Genomic DNA, 15,519 nt, shown 5'->3' with positions numbered 1-15,519 from the left:
GCCGGGCCCCGGGCGTCGAGAGAGGGTTCAGAGCCGGTACACCACAGCGTCACCGACGTCCTGCCGGCTGATGCCGAGCGATTCGACAGGCGCGTCGATGGTGATCTCCCATGGCGTACCGACGACCTGGCTGCGGAGCAGCACCACAGTGCGCACGCCCAACGTCCGCAGGTAGTCGACGCTTGTCTGGTCCGGGAACGACTGGCTCACCCGGCGGACGTCGTCGAGCTGGCGCGGGGTGAAGCCGCTGCCGCCGTTGACCACATCGGGGAACCCCCTCGTCGACCAGAGCATCACGTGCTGGTCCTGGTTCTGGCTGCTGGGCAGCACCAGCAACGGGCCCTCCGCTGCGCGCATCGCTGTCGGTTGGGTCGGCACCACCTGGTGCGGCGTGGCGTTCAGGCCCTCGGCGATGACAAGCAGCAGCGGCAGCAGGGTGGCCAGCCGCAACCACGGCCCGGGCCAGGACGGGATCCGCTGCGCGGCCAGCTCACGGACACGATCGGTGAGAGCGGTGACCGCGCCCGCCGCGAGCAACGCGAGCAGCAACGTCGTCCAGAGCATCAACCGCCCCGGTGTACGCAGGGCGTTCCAGCCCGGCGCGTGCTCGAACAGCAGCCCATAGGTGAAACTGCCGCCGAAGAAGCGGGTGCCCATCGCGAAGGCCATCGTCACCAGCACCCCGGCGAGCAGCAGCAGCCGGTGCCGCAGCCGCCACACCGAGAAGAGCAGCCCGCCGGCGGCCAGCGCGTACAGCACGAACCCCGGCAACAGCGTCATCTCCGGGTGCCACGGCAGAGCGCCGCGGGCGCCCTCGTGCAAGCCACCCCAGATCCGCGACTCGGCGGGCGCCGTCACGAACCCGGACACCGGCGGCGAATACATGCGGATGTCGTCGATAGACCGTTCGGCGTACGGGTGCAGCTCGGTCACCTTGAAGTACGGGTACGCCATCAGCAGACCGACACCGGCGAAGAACGCGCCACCGACCAGGTCGGCGACGAACAGCCGGCGACCGAACGGCAGCGCCCGACCCGTCCGGAGCCGCCGCACGACGAACAGGACCGCGGTGACCACGACCCCGCCGGCCAGGATGTACGCGAACGGCAGGCCGATACCGAAGCCGAGGCTGATCTGCCAGGCAGCCACCAGCCACCCGGCGTAGACCCAGCCGTCGTGCCGCCGCTCGGGCCGGTAGCCGTACCGCAGCGACCAGCCGTGCCCGCGCGCCAGCATGGCAAGGGCCAGGGGAATGCCGCCATTGGACAGCACGTGCAGGTGCCCGGCCTGGGCCAGCAGCCACGGCGCGTACGTGTAGGCGACCCCGGCCACGGCCGAGCCGATGCGACCCGCGCCCAACTGCCGGGCCAGCGCGTACGCCCCGAGCGTGGCGAGCGCGTGCGCCAGCACGAACATGATGTTGTAGCGCAGCACCGCGTCCTCGGGCCCGCTGCCGAGCATCCCCGCCGGTGCGTAACCGAGCAGCGTGTCGGAGAACGCGAAGCTCCACAGCTCGGGGAAGAAGGTGTTGGACTGCCACAGCCGCGCCGGTTCGGTCAGCAGGATGTGCCCGGACCAGGCCATCTGCCAGGCCTGGAGGCTCGGGTCCCAGTAGTCCTGCGGGAGCGTGTAGCGCGGGTAACGCATCGTCGGCCAGGTCATCAGCACGGCCAGCGCCACGGCGGCCAGGCTCGCCAGGGTCCACTCGTGGACCACGAACCGGCCGACCGCCCGGCCGGCCCGGGTCAACCGGCTGGGCGCCGGCTCCGGCGCGGAGGCGAACGCGTTCCACCGCTCGGCCTCCACGGGCTTCGTCTTGCCGTCGGCCGCGTCCTTCTCGCCGACATCGGCGACCGTTTCGCCCGCAGCCTTCTCGTCGGCGCTCTTCTCGGTGGCATCGGTCTTGGTCTTGGTCCGGGTCGCGGCGCTGTCGCCCGCGTCCGTTCCGCTTTCGACCTTGGTGGTGTCGGCGTTGGCCGTGTCGGCGTTGGCTGTGTCGGTCTTGGTCGTGCCGGTCTTGGCCTTGTCCGCGTCCGTCACGCTTCCGGCGACGACCGTGCCGGCCGCGGCCTTGCCTGCGTCCGTTCCGCTACCGGCCTTGGCCGTGCCGACATCGGCCTTGCCTGCGGCGTCGGCGGTCCCGGCTTTCCGCCTCCAGGCTTTCCACCACCCGGCCTTTCGGCTACCGGTCGAGGTCGCTTTCTCGGCGGCGTCCTTGTCCGTGCTTCCTCCGGCCGCGCCATTCGTGGCGCCGTTGCTCGCCGCGCTGATGTTCGCGGTGTCGTCCGTGCTCGTGCTCGTGTTGTCTCCCGCCGAGCCGTCCGTGCCGGTGGCGCCGGTGGTCGCCTCTGCGGCGCTGGCTTTGACGCTGCCAGTGCTTGCCTTGGCGGCGCTGGTACTCGTTTCGGCGGTGCCGGACTGGGCGTTGGCCTTGGCGGTGCCGGGCGGGTTGGTCGGTCGGAGCGGGGCGTCCCCGCCGACGGAGGGCCGGACGTTGCCCGTCCCGTGCTGTCCGGTCGTCATGCTCCCGGGTGCTCCGTCCCGAGCTGCTGACGGAGGAACTCGATGTCCGCTGCCTGGCCGGCCACGCCGCCCGGGGTTTCGACGATCACCGGCGCACCGGCGGCCCGGATCACCGCCACGACCAACTCCGGGTCGATCGTCCCGCCGTCCAGGTTGTCGTGCCTGTCCTGGCCGGAGTTGAACCCGCCCTTGGAGTTGTTGGCGTGCACCAGATCGATCCGCCCGGTGATCGCCTTGACCCGGTCGACCAGCCCGAGCAGTTCCTCACCACCGGCGTACGCATGGCAGGTGTCCAGGCAGAAGCCGACCTCGTGGTCGCCGATGGCGTCCCAGAGTCGGGCCAGCGCGTCCAGCCGGCGCGCGCACGCGTTGTCGCCGCCCGCGGTGTTCTCGATCAGAACCGGCACGCCGAATCCGCCGGAGTCGGCCGCGTACGCGAAGGTCTTGCGCCAGTTGTCGAAGCCGACCGCCAGGTCGTCTCCGGCGTTGACGTGCCCACCGTGGACGATCAGGCCCTTGGCGCCGATCGTGGCGGCGGCGGTCGCGTGCCCGAGCAGCAGCTTGCGGCTGGGGATCCGGATGCGGTTGTTGAGGGTGGCCACGTTGATGACGTACGGCGCGTGCACGTAGAGGTCGACCTCGGCGGCGCGCAGCTGCTCGGCGTCCTCCCGCGGCTTGGGGGCTTTCCACCCCTGCGGGTCGGCGAGGAAGAACTGCACGGTGTCGGCGGATCGGGCAGATGCCTCCGCCAGCGGGTCGGTCGAGTCGACGTGGGCTCCGATACGCATGGGAGCGAGCCTACGTCGCCCCTCCGACGGGTGCGGTAACGACCGGTGCGGTGTCGTCACCGGCCGGACCGACGATCGTTGATGAATTGAACCGGCGACAAGCGTCCGACACCGCTGGTGGCGTGAGCGCCCCGGACGGCAACGGCGGTCGTCGGCTCGACAGCGAGGGCACCCCGTCTCGCGGCCCGGCGGGACGGGGGCGCACCCCTCCGACGCACAAGACGTCCACCGATGAAGATTCTCGGAAAATTGCGCCTTTTCCCCCAACAAGGGACGAGGGCCGTTGTATCGTCAGGTAACAACACGATAAAGCTCCGCGGGGCGTCTTCGATCCAACCTCATCGGTGTGGTCGTTCCTCCCCAGGTCCCACCCAAGGAATGCGGACGGGACGCCCCGCGGCCTCGTTGACGGGGGCTCGTCACCGACCAGTGCTGGTCGGACGGCGGCCCCCGTCAACGCGTGCCGACGGCTGCCCCGCCCGCCCCGGGCATGATCGTCCGGACCGGCTATCCTGGTCAGGTTGTCCGCGTCCGGCCGGGACCCCCCGGCGCGTGCGGCAACGACGCACGACCTCCTGCCACGGAAGGACCGTGGCCGCTTAGCCCACAGGAGGTGAGAACGTCTTGCGTCATTACGAGATCATGGTGATCCTCGATCCCAGCCTCGAGGAACGCACCGTTGCCCCGTCTCTCGACACGTACCTGAACGTGATCCGGACCGCGGGTGGCTCGGTTGAGAAGACGGACGTGTGGGGCCGCAGGCGCCTCGCGTACGAGATCAACAAAAAGGCAGAGGGCATCTACGCCGTCGTCGACCTGCAGGCCACGCCTGCCGCTGTCGCCGAGCTGGACCGTCAGCTGCGACTCAACGAGTCCGTGCTGCGCACCAAGGTCATCCGACCGGAAATGCGCTAAGCCTTCAAACCCCGGTTCGTCCGGATCAGCCTCCGCGACTCTGTCGGAGGGCTCTGAGAGCCTGTACGACGAGACGCTGAGTGCGCGAGGAGATGGTCATGGCAGGAGACACCACCATCACGGTCATCGGCAATCTGACCGATGACCCCGAGTTGCGGTTCACCCCCTCCGGGGCCGCGGTCGCCAAGTTCCGAGTCGCTTCGACGCCCCGCTTCATGGACAAGGCGTCGGGCGAGTGGAAGGACGGCGAGCCGCTGTTCCTCGCTTGCACCGTCTGGCGGCAGGCCGCCGAGCACGTCGCCGAGTCGCTGCAGCGCGGCGCCCGGGTGATCGTGTCGGGTCGGCTGCGTCAGCGGTCCTACGAGACCCGCGAGGGTGAGAAGCGCACTGTCATCGAGCTTGAGGTCGACGAGATCGGCCCGTCGCTGCGCTACGCCACGGCAAAGGTGCAGAAGATGTCCCGCTCCGGCGGCGGTGGCGGCGGCTTCGGTGGCGGTGGTGGTGGCAACCAGGGCGGCGGCGGAGGCAACTTCGACGACCCCTGGGCTTCGGCCGCTCCTTCTCCCGCGCGTGCCGGTTCGGGCGCCAATTTTGACGAGGAGCCACCGTTCTAATGGCGCCTAGCGCTCGCGATCGCAAACCAGGAGCACGTGCAACGGCCAAGGCTGCGGCACTGCGCAAGCCGAAGAAGAAGGTGAACCCGCTCGACAAGGACGGGATCGCCTACATCGATTACAAGGACACCGCGCTGCTGCGCAAGTTCATCTCCGACCGCGGCAAGATCCGCGCTCGTCGGGTGACCGGCGTGACCTCGCAGCAGCAGCGTCAGATCGCCCGTGCGGTCAAGAACGCCCGTGAGATGGCGCTCCTGCCGTACACGGCCACCACCCGCTGAGAGGAGGCACCGATATGAAGATCATCCTGACTCAGGAAGTGTCCGGCCTCGGTGCCCCGGGCGACATCGTCGAGGTCAAGGACGGCTTCGGCCGTAACTACCTGCTGCCGCAGGGCTTCGCGATCGCCTGGACCAAGGGCGCGGAAAAGCAGGTCACGGTCATCAAGCGGGCCCGTTCGGCCCGCGAGATCCGCGACCTCGACCACGCGAACGAGGTCAAGGGTCAGCTCGAGGGTCTCAAGGTCAACCTGAAGGCCCGCGCCGGCGACGGCGGGCGGCTCTTCGGCTCGGTCACCTCGGCCGAGATCGTCGACGCCGTCAAGGGCGCCGGCGGTCCGGTCCTCGACCGGCGTCGGCTGGAGGTTCCCGGTCACATCAAGTCGACCGGCACCTACCCGGTGAAGATCAAGCTGCACCCCGATGTGACCGCGTCGTTCAACCTGAACGTCGTTCAGGGCTGACGGCCAGCAACACCACCACGAGGGCCCGCACCGAGCGATCGGTGCGGGCCCTCGTGTGTGTTCATGCGGTGCTGCGACGCGGCACGGCGGTGACGCGGTCCAGCGGTGCAGCACAGTGCTGCGACGCGCGACGTGACGGTGCCGCGATGCGGTGGTGAGGCGCGGCCGTGGGCGGTGCCGTCAGCCGATCGGCTGACCGGTCACCGCACTGATCATCACGGTGGAGAGGCCACCGCCGACAACCGCGGCGGCGAGCGCGATTGTGGCCGACCGCCACGTCGTGCCGACCCGCCGCAGCAGCGCCGCCACCACCAGACTGCTCAGCAACGCCAGCCCGAAGCGCGGCGAGGCGGCGAGCAGCGACTCCAACGCCCGCGACCGGGCCGAGTCACACCCGCCCCCGCTGATGTCCGTGACACAGCCCGCCGGCGCCTGGGCGTCCAACGTCAACAACCAGACGAAGATCAATACCGCAGGCACCAGGTAACAGGCCGCGGTGTAGAGCAGCGGTCGGAAGGACCCACCGGGATCCGGGTCGAGCAGGTCGTCCTCCAGGCGCCGCGCCCAGCCGCCCGTCGCCACCGACTCAGCCCGTCGACGTACCGACGCCGTACCGACCGGCGACTGGCTCGCCCGGCGTCGCGGCACACCCTGAGGGGGTACGGGCGCGCTGCGCGGTCGCGGAGCGGTGTAACCCACGACCGGTGAGCGGGGCGCCGACGTCGACGTGTCCATCCAGCGTGGGTCGTCCCCGGACAACCGTGTGCCGGACCAGAACCCACTGTCACGACTCGGCCATCCCTCTGCCGAGGAGCGGTCGGAGCGAGGCGCCAGCGTCCGGTCCCACTGGTCGTCCTCGACCGCCGACCGCTCCCACTGGCCGGTCTGGTCCGACCGCTCCCAGCCACCGATGCTCTCCGCCTGCGACCACTGCTCGCTCAGGTCCGTGCCGTCAGCACCAGTCGGCGGCCACGCGTGCACGCCCGAGGCGTCCCACGGGTCCACCGCGGGGGCGTACGTCGGGTCGGGCTCCACCGCCCGCTCCGAGCCGCGTTCCCATGGATCGACCGCCGGCCGCGTCCACGAATCCTCCGCTGCCCGCCTGCTGCGCCGGGTGGGCCGGCTCACCTCCGGGCGGGACGTCGGCTCCGACGGGGCGTCATCCAGGTCGCCACCGGACCAGATCACCTGGGGGCGGCCGGCGGGCGCACGCCGGGGGCGACGGTCCGGAACCGCGCCGGAAACCGGGTCTTCCTCCGCCGAGTTGGCACGCCGTCGGCCCGCGTACCCCTGCTCCTGTGGACGGTCGAGCGTCCACTCCCGGGTGTGGTCCGAGTCGGGAGCCGCACCGATCGCGGGCTGCTCCCGCCAGGTGGTTTCGCCGGCCCACCGTCGGGTGGCGGTCGGCTCAGGGCTTCGCCAGCCGGCACCGGAACCCGGCTGCTCGGGGCGTTGCCAGCCTGCCCCCGAGCCCGGCCGCTCGACCTCGGCGTCGTCGTCGGGGGCGGCATGCCGGCCACCGCCGTCGGCGTGTCGAACACCCGATTCCAGCGCCCACCGGGGCAGGTACGCGTCGACCGGCTCGTCCTGCCCCCGCTCCAGGGCGCGACGCCGACTGGAGGTGCGATAGCGCGCATCCTCGTCGTACGGGTCGACCGGGGAGAGGGGCATGGGATCACCCCACGAGGCGGTCGGCTGGCGCTCGCGCGGGCTGCCCTCCCCGCGCTCCCAGTCCCGGTAACTCACGGCCGGAGTGTGACCCTTCTGAACCGAAAGCGTAATCCGCTGTCCAGGTGTAGCCGTTCGCTGGAGATAGTACGGGACGATCGTGGCGAATACCCGACCGAAATATTCCCCTCCACAGGCTGGGGACTACGTATCAGCAGCTCAGGGGGTTGCAGCCAGGAATTCCCCAACGGTTATCCACAGGCTGTGCACACGCTGCGCACATGCTCGTCCACCGGCGTCCACAGGTTGTCCCGAGGCTTGTCCACCGGCCTTGTTGAGTCGCTGACCTCGGGGTCCGTATGGTTGGCCCTCGACCGCCGGCGCGATGGCCCCCGATCGACCGGCCCGGTCGGAGGAGAAATGTCGTACCCCGGCGATAGAGCTGGGACCGGATCCGACGCAGTGGAGGGGGACCCGTGTCGGTCACCGACGACATGCGGGCGGAGTCGCGCTCCGGCGGCGGCCAGCCGCCCGCGCAGCGGGACGGCCAGTTCGACAAGACCCCACCCCAGGATGTCGCCGCCGAGCAGTGCGTGCTCGGCGGCATGCTGCTGTCCAAGGACGCGATCGCCGACGTCGTCGAGATCCTCAAGACCAACGACTTCTACCGGCCGGTCCACGCCACGATCTTCGACACCATCCTCGACATCTACGGTCGGGGCGAGCCGGCCGACCCGATCACCGTGGCCGCCGCCCTTACCGACTCGGGCGACCTGGCCCGCATCGGCGGGGCTCCCTACCTGCACACCCTCATCGCCAGCGTGCCCACCGCCGCGAATGCCTCCTACTACGCGCGGATCGTCAGTGAGCGGGCGGTGCTGCGCCGGCTGGTCGAGGCCGGCACCAAGATCGTGCAGCTGGGCTACGGCACCGCGAACGGCGGCAGTCGAGACGTCGACGACATCGTGGACCTCGCCCAGCAGGCCGTCTACGACGTCACCGAACGGCGGGTCAGCGAGGACTTCGCGATCCTGGCCGACATGTTGCAGCCGACCCTGGACGAGATCGAGGCGGTGGGCGCGCAGGGCGGGATGATGACCGGCGTGCCGACCGGCTTCACGGACCTGGACCGGCTGCTCAACGGCCTCCACGCAGGGCAGCTGATCATCGTGGCGGGCCGGCCTGGTTTGGGCAAATCAACCGCAAGTATGGACTTTGCCCGAAATGCTGCTATTCGTGCCAACCAGGCGGCCGCCATCTTCTCGCTCGAAATGAGCAAGGTCGAGATCGTCATGCGGCTGCTCTCGGCCGAGGCGCGGGTGCCGTTGCACGTGCTGCGCAGCGGGCAGCTCTCCGACGACGACTGGACCAAGCTGGCCCGGTGCATGGGCGAGATCAGCGAAGCTCCGCTCTTCGTCGACGACACCCCGAGCATGAACCTCATGGAGATCCGGGCCAAGGCCCGCCGGCTCAAGCAGCGACACGACCTGAAGATGATCGTGGTCGACTATCTCCAGCTGATGACCTCACCGAAGCGCACCGAGAGTCGTCAGCAGGAGGTCGCCGACCTCTCCCGTGGCCTCAAGCTCCTAGCCAAGGAGGTCGAGTGCCCGGTCATCGCTGTCAGTCAGCTCAACCGTGGACCCGAACAGCGCACCGACAAGCGGCCCCAATTGTCAGATTTGCGGGAATCTGGCTCGATCGAGCAGGATGCCGACGTTGTCATACTTCTGCACCGCGACGATTACTACGACAAGGAGTCGCCGCGCGCGGGCGAGGCGGATTTCATTGTTGCCAAGCATCGGAATGGCCCGACCGACACGGTGACAGTGGCGGCGCAGTTGCACCTGTCCCGGTTCGTGGACATGGCAATCGGATGACAGGTCCGACTGTCAACCGAGCAGCGGAAACCAACCTGCCGACTCGCCCAGCTCCAGCCGGTCCCGGTCGGTGAGCGGAAGCCGCCCGGTCGCCTTCAGCAGGAAATCGTGATCGTCCCAGGCGGTCGGGCGGACCGTGTCGTCGCTGAGCAGGCCGTCCATGGTGGCCACGGCGACGCGTACGGCCAGTGGACCGGGCGGCGGGGCGTCGGGCAGGTCGGGTGTCAGGTCGAGGTGGTGGACGACTGCCTCGGTGGTGAGGGTGGCGAGGAAATCCGGCACGCGCAGCACGTGGCCCTGGGTGCTCACGTACCCCTCGGGGTCTGCTGACGCGCCGGCGCGGACGGCCGCCGGTGCGGTCTCGGCCCAGAGCCTGACGATTCCGGTAGGACGGTCGAACGCGGCAGCTGATCGTCGGACCCACCAGGCGTGCTGGGCCGCGTCAGCACCGTCGGCGGGAAAGTCACGCCAGTAGCTCACGTCGTCGCTGTCGGCGGGGCCGGAGGCGGGGCTGGCCAGTGTGACCAGGGCCCGCTGGGCGTCACCGAGGACGTGCAGCAGCAGGTCCGCGACGAGCCAACCCCGGCAGCGGGTGGGCCGTTGCAGGCCCGCGTCGTCCAGGCCGTCGACCACGGCGGTGATGCCGTCGTACGCCTGGGCCAGCGCCTCGGCCTGCGGAATCGCGGTCATGCGATGCAGCCTCGCACGTGCCGCACCACCCGCCAACCATCGACGGGGTCAGGTGCCCGGGCCGACGCGTGGATCGGCCCGGGCAGGAGGTGTCGGTCGGGCTCAGCCGAACATCTCGTCGAGGAAGCCCTTGCGCTTCTTGCGCTTGTAGTGCCCGTGGTAGCCGTGGTGCTGCTGACCGTAGACCGGCGCCTGCGGGTAGCCGGGCGGGGGCGGCGGCGGAGGCACGGAGCCGTACCCGGGCTGGTGCTGCGCTGGGGCGTGCGGCGGTGGGTAGCCGCCGGGCTGCTGGGCGGGAGGCGGCGGCGGTGGGCCACCGGCCTGCTGGCGGCTCCAGTTGGCCTCCGCCTCGAACAGCTTCTCCAACTCGCCGCGGTCGAGGAAGATGCCCCGGCACTCCCCGCACTGGTCGATGACGACACCGCTGCGCTCGTACTGACGCATTTCTCCGCGACACTTGGGACAGGTGAGGCTCATCGCCACACGGTACCCGGTGCAGCTATGCGGTTGCTGTGAGCGCCTCGGTGACCTCGTCGTCGGAAACCTCGTGGAAGTCGTCGTAGTAGACGCTCACCGCTCCGAACTCCGGCGGGCGCTGGGCGCAGATGACCTGGTCGGCTTCGGCGGCCAGCAACTCGTACGCCTCCTGCGCGCCGACCGGAACGGCGACCACTACCCGGCGGGCGCCGAGCCGGCGGACGACCTCGACGGCGGCCCGCGCGGTCGCGCCGGTGGCCAGCCCGTCGTCGACGATCACGGCGGTCCGGTCGGTGAGGTCCAACGGTGGGCGGTTGCCCCGGTAGAGCCGTTCCCGACGTTCCAACTCGGCCAGTTCGCGGTGGTTGACCTCGGCGATGTCGTCGCTGCTGAGCCGGCTCGCCACCACGTCGTTGAGCACCTGCACGCCACCCGGGCCGACCGCGCCGAAGGCGACCTCCCGTGCCCAGGGCATGCCGAGCTTGCGAACGACGAGTACGTCAAGGGGCGCGCCGAGCCGCTCGGCGACGACCCGGGCCACCGGCACGCCGCCCCGGACCAAGCCGAGGACGACGACGTCCGGGTCGCCGACGAGTGCGGTAAGGCGGTCGGCGAGCACCCGGCCCGCGTCGTCGCGGTCGCGGTACGTGGTCATGCCTTCAGGTCTACGCCCTGCGGCGTCGTTCCGCCCGCCAGTTACACCGATGTGGCCCGACCGGAAACGCGCTCAGGTGCCGGTGCGGTCGGTTCGGTGGTTGCCGGGCGGTGCAGTGCGGGTGCCCAGGTGAGCAGGGCCAGCGGGTACAGGAGGTAGCCGAACCGGGTGGACGGCATCAGGACGATCGCGGCGAGCAACCCGTACCCGCAGATCAGCGCGGTGGCGACGGCAGTGCGGGGCGGGCGGCGGACGAGCCGGACGGCGATTGCCACACCGGCCACGACGAGCAGTGCGGAGGCGACAAACCTGCCAGCGGGCAGTGCGGAGGCGATCAGGTAGCCGGGGAACGGGGACTGGGCAGGGCTGGTGACCAGGCCGTGGCCGAGGGGGAAGCGCAGCACGTTCTCGATGAGCGCGTCGCGGTCTACCAGCAGGGCCGGGAGCAGGGCGGCGACGGGCAGTCCGACAGCGCCTGCGGCGACCCGGCCGCCGGCACGCCGGGTCAGGCCCCAGATGATCAGGACGAGGGCGATCGGCCAGGCGAACAGCTTCAGTGCGCCGGCAAGGCCGACAGCGATTCCGGCCCGGCCGGGCCGGTCGGCGGCGGCGAACGCGAGGGCAAGGAGGCAGAGTGCGAGTACGGGGAGGTCGTCGCCGCCGGTGGCGAGGGTGAGTGCGCAGATCGGCAGGACGGTGGCGGCCTGTACGCCCCGCAGCAGCGCGGCGCCCCGCGGGTGATCTCCGGCGGTGGGCGTCGGGGTGCGCAGGGCGTTCACGGCCAGGGCGAGTGCCAGCGCGGTGCCGACCGCGAACCACACCCGGGAGTCGGTCCAGGGGCTGTCCAGCAGCGCCCGGGGCAGGCCGAAGATCGCCATGCCCGGCTGGTACGGGGTGTAGCCGAGGAGTTGCTCGCCCGGCGGCAGGGCGGCGATCGCGTCGCGCCCCAGGTACGGGGTGCCGTGGTCGAGCAGCCGGATGCCTGCCTGTTCCACGACCAGCACCTCTTCCTGCGCCCGGTCGGTGCGTCCGGTGGCCCGCTCGAAGCTCTGCCAGATGACGGGCAGCAGTGCGGTGCTGGCCCAGGTGAGTCCGGTGACCGCCCAGCGGGCCGGCAGGCCGACCAGCCGGGATGTCGGGATGCGTCGACGCAGGAGGAGTTGGGCGACCACCGCAAGGGCCGCGACCAGGTATCCCACGGCGGCGACCGCACCCCAGGCCCGATGCGGCAGCAGGGTCGAGGTGACCGCTGTGATCGCTGCGAAGAGGGCCGAAGCGGCGTACAGGCCGAGGTCGAGGGCGAGCCCGCCAGCGGCGTTGTCGAGCGTTCGCCAGCGACGGTGGCGGGCGGTCGGGGCTTCGGCGATCACGGGCGTCAGTCTGGCAGACCTCGCTGCTCACCCGGTTGTCCGCGTCGCCGCGGGATCGTCCGGCGGGTGGTGCGCGACCGTCAGGCCGGCAGGTGGGGAAGCTGGTCAGGGCGGGATCGGCCGCCCGGACGGCGGGACTGCGTCAGCCGGATCACCGCGCCGGTGTCGTGCAGCGGCGGTGCCAGAGCGCCGGGCCGGCCACCCGAACCCCGCTGCAAGGTGGCGAGCAGCGTGCCGGCGGGCATCGGCCGGGCGAACAGATGGCCCTGGCCGGCGACGCAACCGAGCTCCCAGAGGGCGCGTCGCTGCGGCTCGCTCTCCACACCTTCGGCGACCACGTCCAGGTTGAGGCTCCGGCCCAGGTCGACGGTGGAGCGGATGACGGCAGCTGCCTCCGCCGAACTTTCCATCGTCGTCACGAAACTGCGGTCGATCTTCAACTCGTGCACCGGGATGCGGGAGAGCAGGGAGAGCGAGGAGTAGCCGGTGCCGAAGTCGTCAAGCGCAAGCCGGACGCCCTCGTCGCGTAGCCGGCTCAACACCCGGTCCACCACGTCGAGCTGACTGAGCGTCAACGTCTCGGTCAACTCCAGCACCAGCCGGTCCGGTGGCAGGTCGTGGGTGCGCAGGCGGGCCAGCACCGAGCCCGGGAAGCGCGCGTCCAGCAGGCTGCGCGGAGACACGTTCACCGCGACCGGTATGTCGAAGCCGGCGTCACGCCAGTTGGTCGCGGCGATCAGCGCCTGGTCGAGGATCGCCTCGGCGAAGGCCGGCAGCAGGCCGGAGCGCTCCACCGCCTCCAGGAAACGCAGCGGATCGATCAGCCCGTGCGTGGGGTGGTGCCAGCGGGCCAACGCCTCCGCGCTCGTCACCTCGCCGGTGCCCAGGTCGACGATGGGTTGGAAGTTGACGATGAACTCGTGGTCCGCGACGGCCCGTGGCAGTTCGCCGCCGAGGGTGAGACGGCCCAGGTCGGCGGTGTCCCGGGTCGGGGCGTACGTGGAGATGCGCTGCCCGGCCCGCTTGGCCTGGTACATCGCCACGTCTGCGCGGCGCAGCAACTCGGCCATGCCGCCGCTGGCCGGGGCGACGGATATCCCGCCGCTGGCCTCGACGCTGATCCGCATGCCGTCCAGCCCGAACGGCTCGTGCAACGCCGCGAGCAGCGTTTCCGCCCGGTGCGCGGCGATCGCGGGGGCCGGCAGCCCACGCAGGAGTACGGCGAACTCGTCGCCGCCGAGACGCGCCACCAGGTCACTGCCCTGGGCGGCGTTGCGCAGCCGGTCCGCGACCTGCACCAGCACCTGGTCCCCGGCGGCGTGACCGAGCGTGTCGTTGACCTCCTTGAAGTGGTTGAGGTCGATCAACACCAGCGCGGTCACGCCGTCGGCGTGCCGGGTGCTCAACTGTTCGGTGCCTTGATCGAGCAGGTGCCGACGGTTGGCCAGGCCGGTCAGCGCGTCGTGCGCGGCCGCGTACGCGTGTTCGTCGGCCACCCGGGCCAGTTCGGCGTACGCCTGGGCGTTTCGGACGGCTGTGCAGAGGGCGGACGCGAAGGTACGCAGCGTGTACCGCTCCCGCTCGGAGAGCTGCACCGGGCCCCGGAAACGCAGCCGCAGCATGCCGACGTCCACGGAACGGTCATGACCTTCCAGCGGCGCGGGGACGACGGTGCCGTCCACTTCGGTGGGCGTACCGGTCGCGGCGTCGAAGGTGATGCCGCCGGTGCCGCCCCGGACGGTACGAGCGCCCTCGCGCAGCTCGATCTCGACCTCGTCGGCGGAGAACAACTCGGCCGCCTGGGTAACTGCGGTGGTGAGGACCTTGTCGAGGTCGACGACGTTGAGGGCGTCGGTGGTGCGGGCGAGGCGCTGCCACGCCTGCTGCTCGGTGCGGCCCCGGATGCGCGCGGAGTAGGCCAGGTGCAAGCTCAGGACCAGAGGTGGGACGGCAAGCAGTAGACGAGGGTCTATGCGCAGGACGAGCAGCGTACAGGCCGCGACAATGAAACGCACGGCGAAGCCGCCGAGCCGGAGGTCGAGATTGCTCCGAAACTGCTTCGCGACCTTGGTCCCGGAAGCCAGCGCGATGACCGGGATGGCGAGCAGATCGTCCAGTAGAGCGGCGACCATGTAGGCGAGGGCCAACGGCACGATGAGGGACGCGGTGCCCGCGGGGGGCCAGGTCCACGTCGTCATTGCCAGTGCCGTGCCGGCACCCCAGGCCACGATCACGTTCTTTCCGATGCCGAAGGCCAGCTTCATCGGCGCGAGGCGAATCGAAGCGAGAGCAATCCCGACCGCAGTGCAGAGCACCACGACCGAAGTCGGAGCAATGGCTGCGCCGACGATGATCGCCGTATCGTTCCAACTGATCGACTGGGTCGTCGACCGGATCCGCACCCGGGCCTTGACCAGGGTGCCCAGCGCGATCACGAGGGTGATCATGACGAGCTTCGCCGCGTCGTTCACCGTCGCAGGCTTTGCTGAACTCAGTGCGGCTGGTAGCGATGTGACGACGATGGTTCCGGCCACAACGACGATGAGACCGACGAGCAGCAACAGCCGCCGATCGGTCTCGATCTCTCGTCGCTGAGGAAGGGTCACGCCCGCTCCCGAAGGACTGCTTCCACCGTGTTCGCAGCCTACCCCTCGGGCCTCAGAAGTCCCGGGCCGAGTTTTCAGTTCCAGTCGGTGCCACGCATCGGGATGCCCCTCTCTTCAGCCGTGCCGTTGGATGACCTACCCCCAGGGGGTCTTCCTACGAAAGGCAGCTTAAGAGGAGTAAGGGCAGCTTAGAAGTAATAAATGTCGGTATGCGCAACATTAGCCAAGCTGAGGCTCATTTATCACGTTCTGTCCATCGCCGCTAAACGGAGTGCGGTCGGTCTGTCGGTGCTGGATCCGGGGCCGGGCGACAACAGCGGACGCTATCCGTTCAAGTTATGGACGTGTTATTCCCCTGAGTCTGGGGGAGTTACGGCAGATCCCTCATCCGAAGTTTGGCTGAGCGTAAGGGCGGGTTGGGCAAAGTTGGCACAGTCGGGGCGTCCTGCTGGGACAGGCGATGCAACTTGCTGCTGACATGCTGCCGTAATGGGTAGGCAATCGGCGTCTCCTCGGTAGATCCTGAGGTCGACGACCCGTGGCTCCGCGCGCGAGTGGCGAGGCGTCCAAGGCGCAAGTCGTCAACTTCGT

At 70.0% G+C, this 15,519-nt stretch carries 13 protein-coding genes; 5 read left to right on the top strand and 8 right to left on the bottom strand.

Annotated features, from left to right (window positions below):
* Positions 1 to 27: 27 nt before the first annotated feature.
* Together ADK66_RS00965 and ADK66_RS00960 are read right to left on the bottom strand one after the other, a co-directional pair.
* Positions 28 to 2,523, bottom strand: coding sequence for a hypothetical protein (locus ADK66_RS00965; RefSeq protein WP_053651644.1), 2,496 nt, complete (start codon positions 2,521 to 2,523; stop codon positions 28 to 30).
* Positions 2,520 to 3,311 (bottom strand): deoxyribonuclease IV, encoded by a 792-nt coding sequence (locus ADK66_RS00960; RefSeq protein ID WP_053651642.1) that lies wholly within the window; start codon positions 3,309 to 3,311, stop codon positions 2,520 to 2,522. Before ADK66_RS00960 ends, ADK66_RS00965 begins: the two co-directional genes overlap by 4 nt.
* A 624-nt stretch (positions 3,312 to 3,935) precedes the next feature.
* Here ADK66_RS00960 and rpsF point away from each other — a divergent pair.
* The 4 genes from rpsF to rplI all read left to right on the top strand — a co-directional run bounded on the left by rpsF (position 3,936) and on the right by rplI (position 5,582).
* Complete coding sequence (gene rpsF, locus ADK66_RS00955) at positions 3,936 to 4,226, top strand: 30S ribosomal protein S6 (protein WP_007073791.1); 291 nt, start codon at positions 3,936 to 3,938, stop codon at positions 4,224 to 4,226.
* Between the two features lie 80 nt (positions 4,227 to 4,306).
* Complete coding sequence (locus tag ADK66_RS00950) at positions 4,307 to 4,840, top strand: single-stranded DNA-binding protein (protein ID WP_197281387.1); 534 nt, start codon at positions 4,307 to 4,309, stop codon at positions 4,838 to 4,840.
* Positions 4,840 to 5,121, top strand: a complete 282-nt coding sequence (gene rpsR / locus ADK66_RS00945; protein WP_051723758.1) for a 30S ribosomal protein S18 — start codon at positions 4,840 to 4,842, stop codon at positions 5,119 to 5,121. The genes ADK66_RS00950 and rpsR overlap by 1 nt, the downstream gene beginning before the upstream one ends.
* A 14-nt stretch (positions 5,122 to 5,135) precedes the next feature.
* Positions 5,136 to 5,582 carry a 50S ribosomal protein L9 gene (gene rplI, locus ADK66_RS00940; protein ID WP_053651640.1) on the top strand — a complete coding sequence of 149 codons (447 nt, stop codon included), beginning with the start codon at positions 5,136 to 5,138 and terminating at the stop codon, positions 5,580 to 5,582.
* Positions 5,583 to 5,762: 180 nt separating this feature from the next.
* Here rplI and ADK66_RS30405 read toward each other — a convergent pair whose 3' ends face one another.
* On the bottom strand, positions 5,763 to 7,328 hold the full coding sequence (locus ADK66_RS30405; protein WP_082377105.1) for a hypothetical protein: 1,566 nt from the start codon (positions 7,326 to 7,328) through the stop codon (positions 5,763 to 5,765).
* A gap of 398 nt (positions 7,329 to 7,726) precedes the next feature.
* Between ADK66_RS30405 and dnaB the strand changes: the two genes are divergently transcribed.
* Positions 7,727 to 9,130 carry a replicative DNA helicase gene (gene dnaB, locus ADK66_RS00930; RefSeq protein WP_053651638.1) on the top strand — a complete coding sequence of 468 codons (1,404 nt, stop codon included), beginning with the start codon at positions 7,727 to 7,729 and terminating at the stop codon, positions 9,128 to 9,130.
* Positions 9,131 to 9,142: 12 nt separating this feature from the next.
* Here the strand turns inward: dnaB and ADK66_RS00925 are convergent, their stop codons facing one another.
* The 5 genes from ADK66_RS00925 to ADK66_RS00905 all read right to left on the bottom strand — a co-directional run bounded on the left by ADK66_RS00925 (position 9,143) and on the right by ADK66_RS00905 (position 14,928).
* Positions 9,143 to 9,820: a maleylpyruvate isomerase N-terminal domain-containing protein gene (locus ADK66_RS00925; protein WP_053651636.1), complete on the bottom strand. Its 678-nt coding sequence runs from the start codon at positions 9,818 to 9,820 to the stop codon at positions 9,143 to 9,145.
* A 102-nt stretch (positions 9,821 to 9,922) separates the two neighbouring features.
* The gene (locus ADK66_RS00920; RefSeq protein ID WP_053651634.1) at positions 9,923 to 10,297 is read right to left on the bottom strand and encodes a zf-TFIIB domain-containing protein; all 375 of its coding nucleotides are present in this window, start codon (positions 10,295 to 10,297) and stop codon (positions 9,923 to 9,925) included.
* 22 nt (positions 10,298 to 10,319) lie between these two features.
* Complete coding sequence (locus tag ADK66_RS00915) at positions 10,320 to 10,952, bottom strand: phosphoribosyltransferase (RefSeq protein ID WP_053651631.1); 633 nt, start codon at positions 10,950 to 10,952, stop codon at positions 10,320 to 10,322.
* Positions 10,953 to 10,993: 41 nt separating this feature from the next.
* A complete protein-coding gene (locus ADK66_RS00910; RefSeq protein WP_053651629.1) occupies positions 10,994 to 12,322 on the bottom strand; it encodes a glycosyltransferase family 87 protein in 1,329 nt (442 codons plus the stop codon).
* 80 nt (positions 12,323 to 12,402) lie between these two features.
* The gene (locus tag ADK66_RS00905; RefSeq protein WP_053651627.1) at positions 12,403 to 14,928 is read right to left on the bottom strand and encodes a bifunctional diguanylate cyclase/phosphodiesterase; all 2,526 of its coding nucleotides are present in this window, start codon (positions 14,926 to 14,928) and stop codon (positions 12,403 to 12,405) included.
* Positions 14,929 to 15,519: the final 591 nt, after the last annotated feature.

Source organism: Micromonospora sp. NRRL B-16802, assembly GCF_001279555.1.
Taxonomy (GTDB): domain Bacteria; phylum Actinomycetota; class Actinomycetes; order Mycobacteriales; family Micromonosporaceae; genus Micromonospora; species Micromonospora profundi.
Note: the sequence above shows the minus strand (reverse complement) of the source record. Positions and strands in the feature narration are given on the sequence as shown.

Coding starts and splice junctions, on each gene's coding strand:
- ADK66_RS00965 (WP_053651644.1), bottom strand. CDS start 2,523: ATGACGACCGGACAGCACGGGACGGGCAACGTCCGGCCCTCCGTCGGC.
- rpsR (WP_051723758.1), top strand. CDS start 4,840: ATGGCGCCTAGCGCTCGCGATCGCAAACCAGGAGCACGTGCAACGGCC.
- rplI (WP_053651640.1), top strand. CDS start 5,136: ATGAAGATCATCCTGACTCAGGAAGTGTCCGGCCTCGGTGCCCCGGGC.
- ADK66_RS00925 (WP_053651636.1), bottom strand. CDS start 9,820: ATGACCGCGATTCCGCAGGCCGAGGCGCTGGCCCAGGCGTACGACGGC.
- ADK66_RS00960 (WP_053651642.1), bottom strand. CDS start 3,311: ATGCGTATCGGAGCCCACGTCGACTCGACCGACCCGCTGGCGGAGGCA.
- ADK66_RS00920 (WP_053651634.1), bottom strand. CDS start 10,297: ATGAGCCTCACCTGTCCCAAGTGTCGCGGAGAAATGCGTCAGTACGAG.
- ADK66_RS00915 (WP_053651631.1), bottom strand. CDS start 10,952: ATGACCACGTACCGCGACCGCGACGACGCGGGCCGGGTGCTCGCCGAC.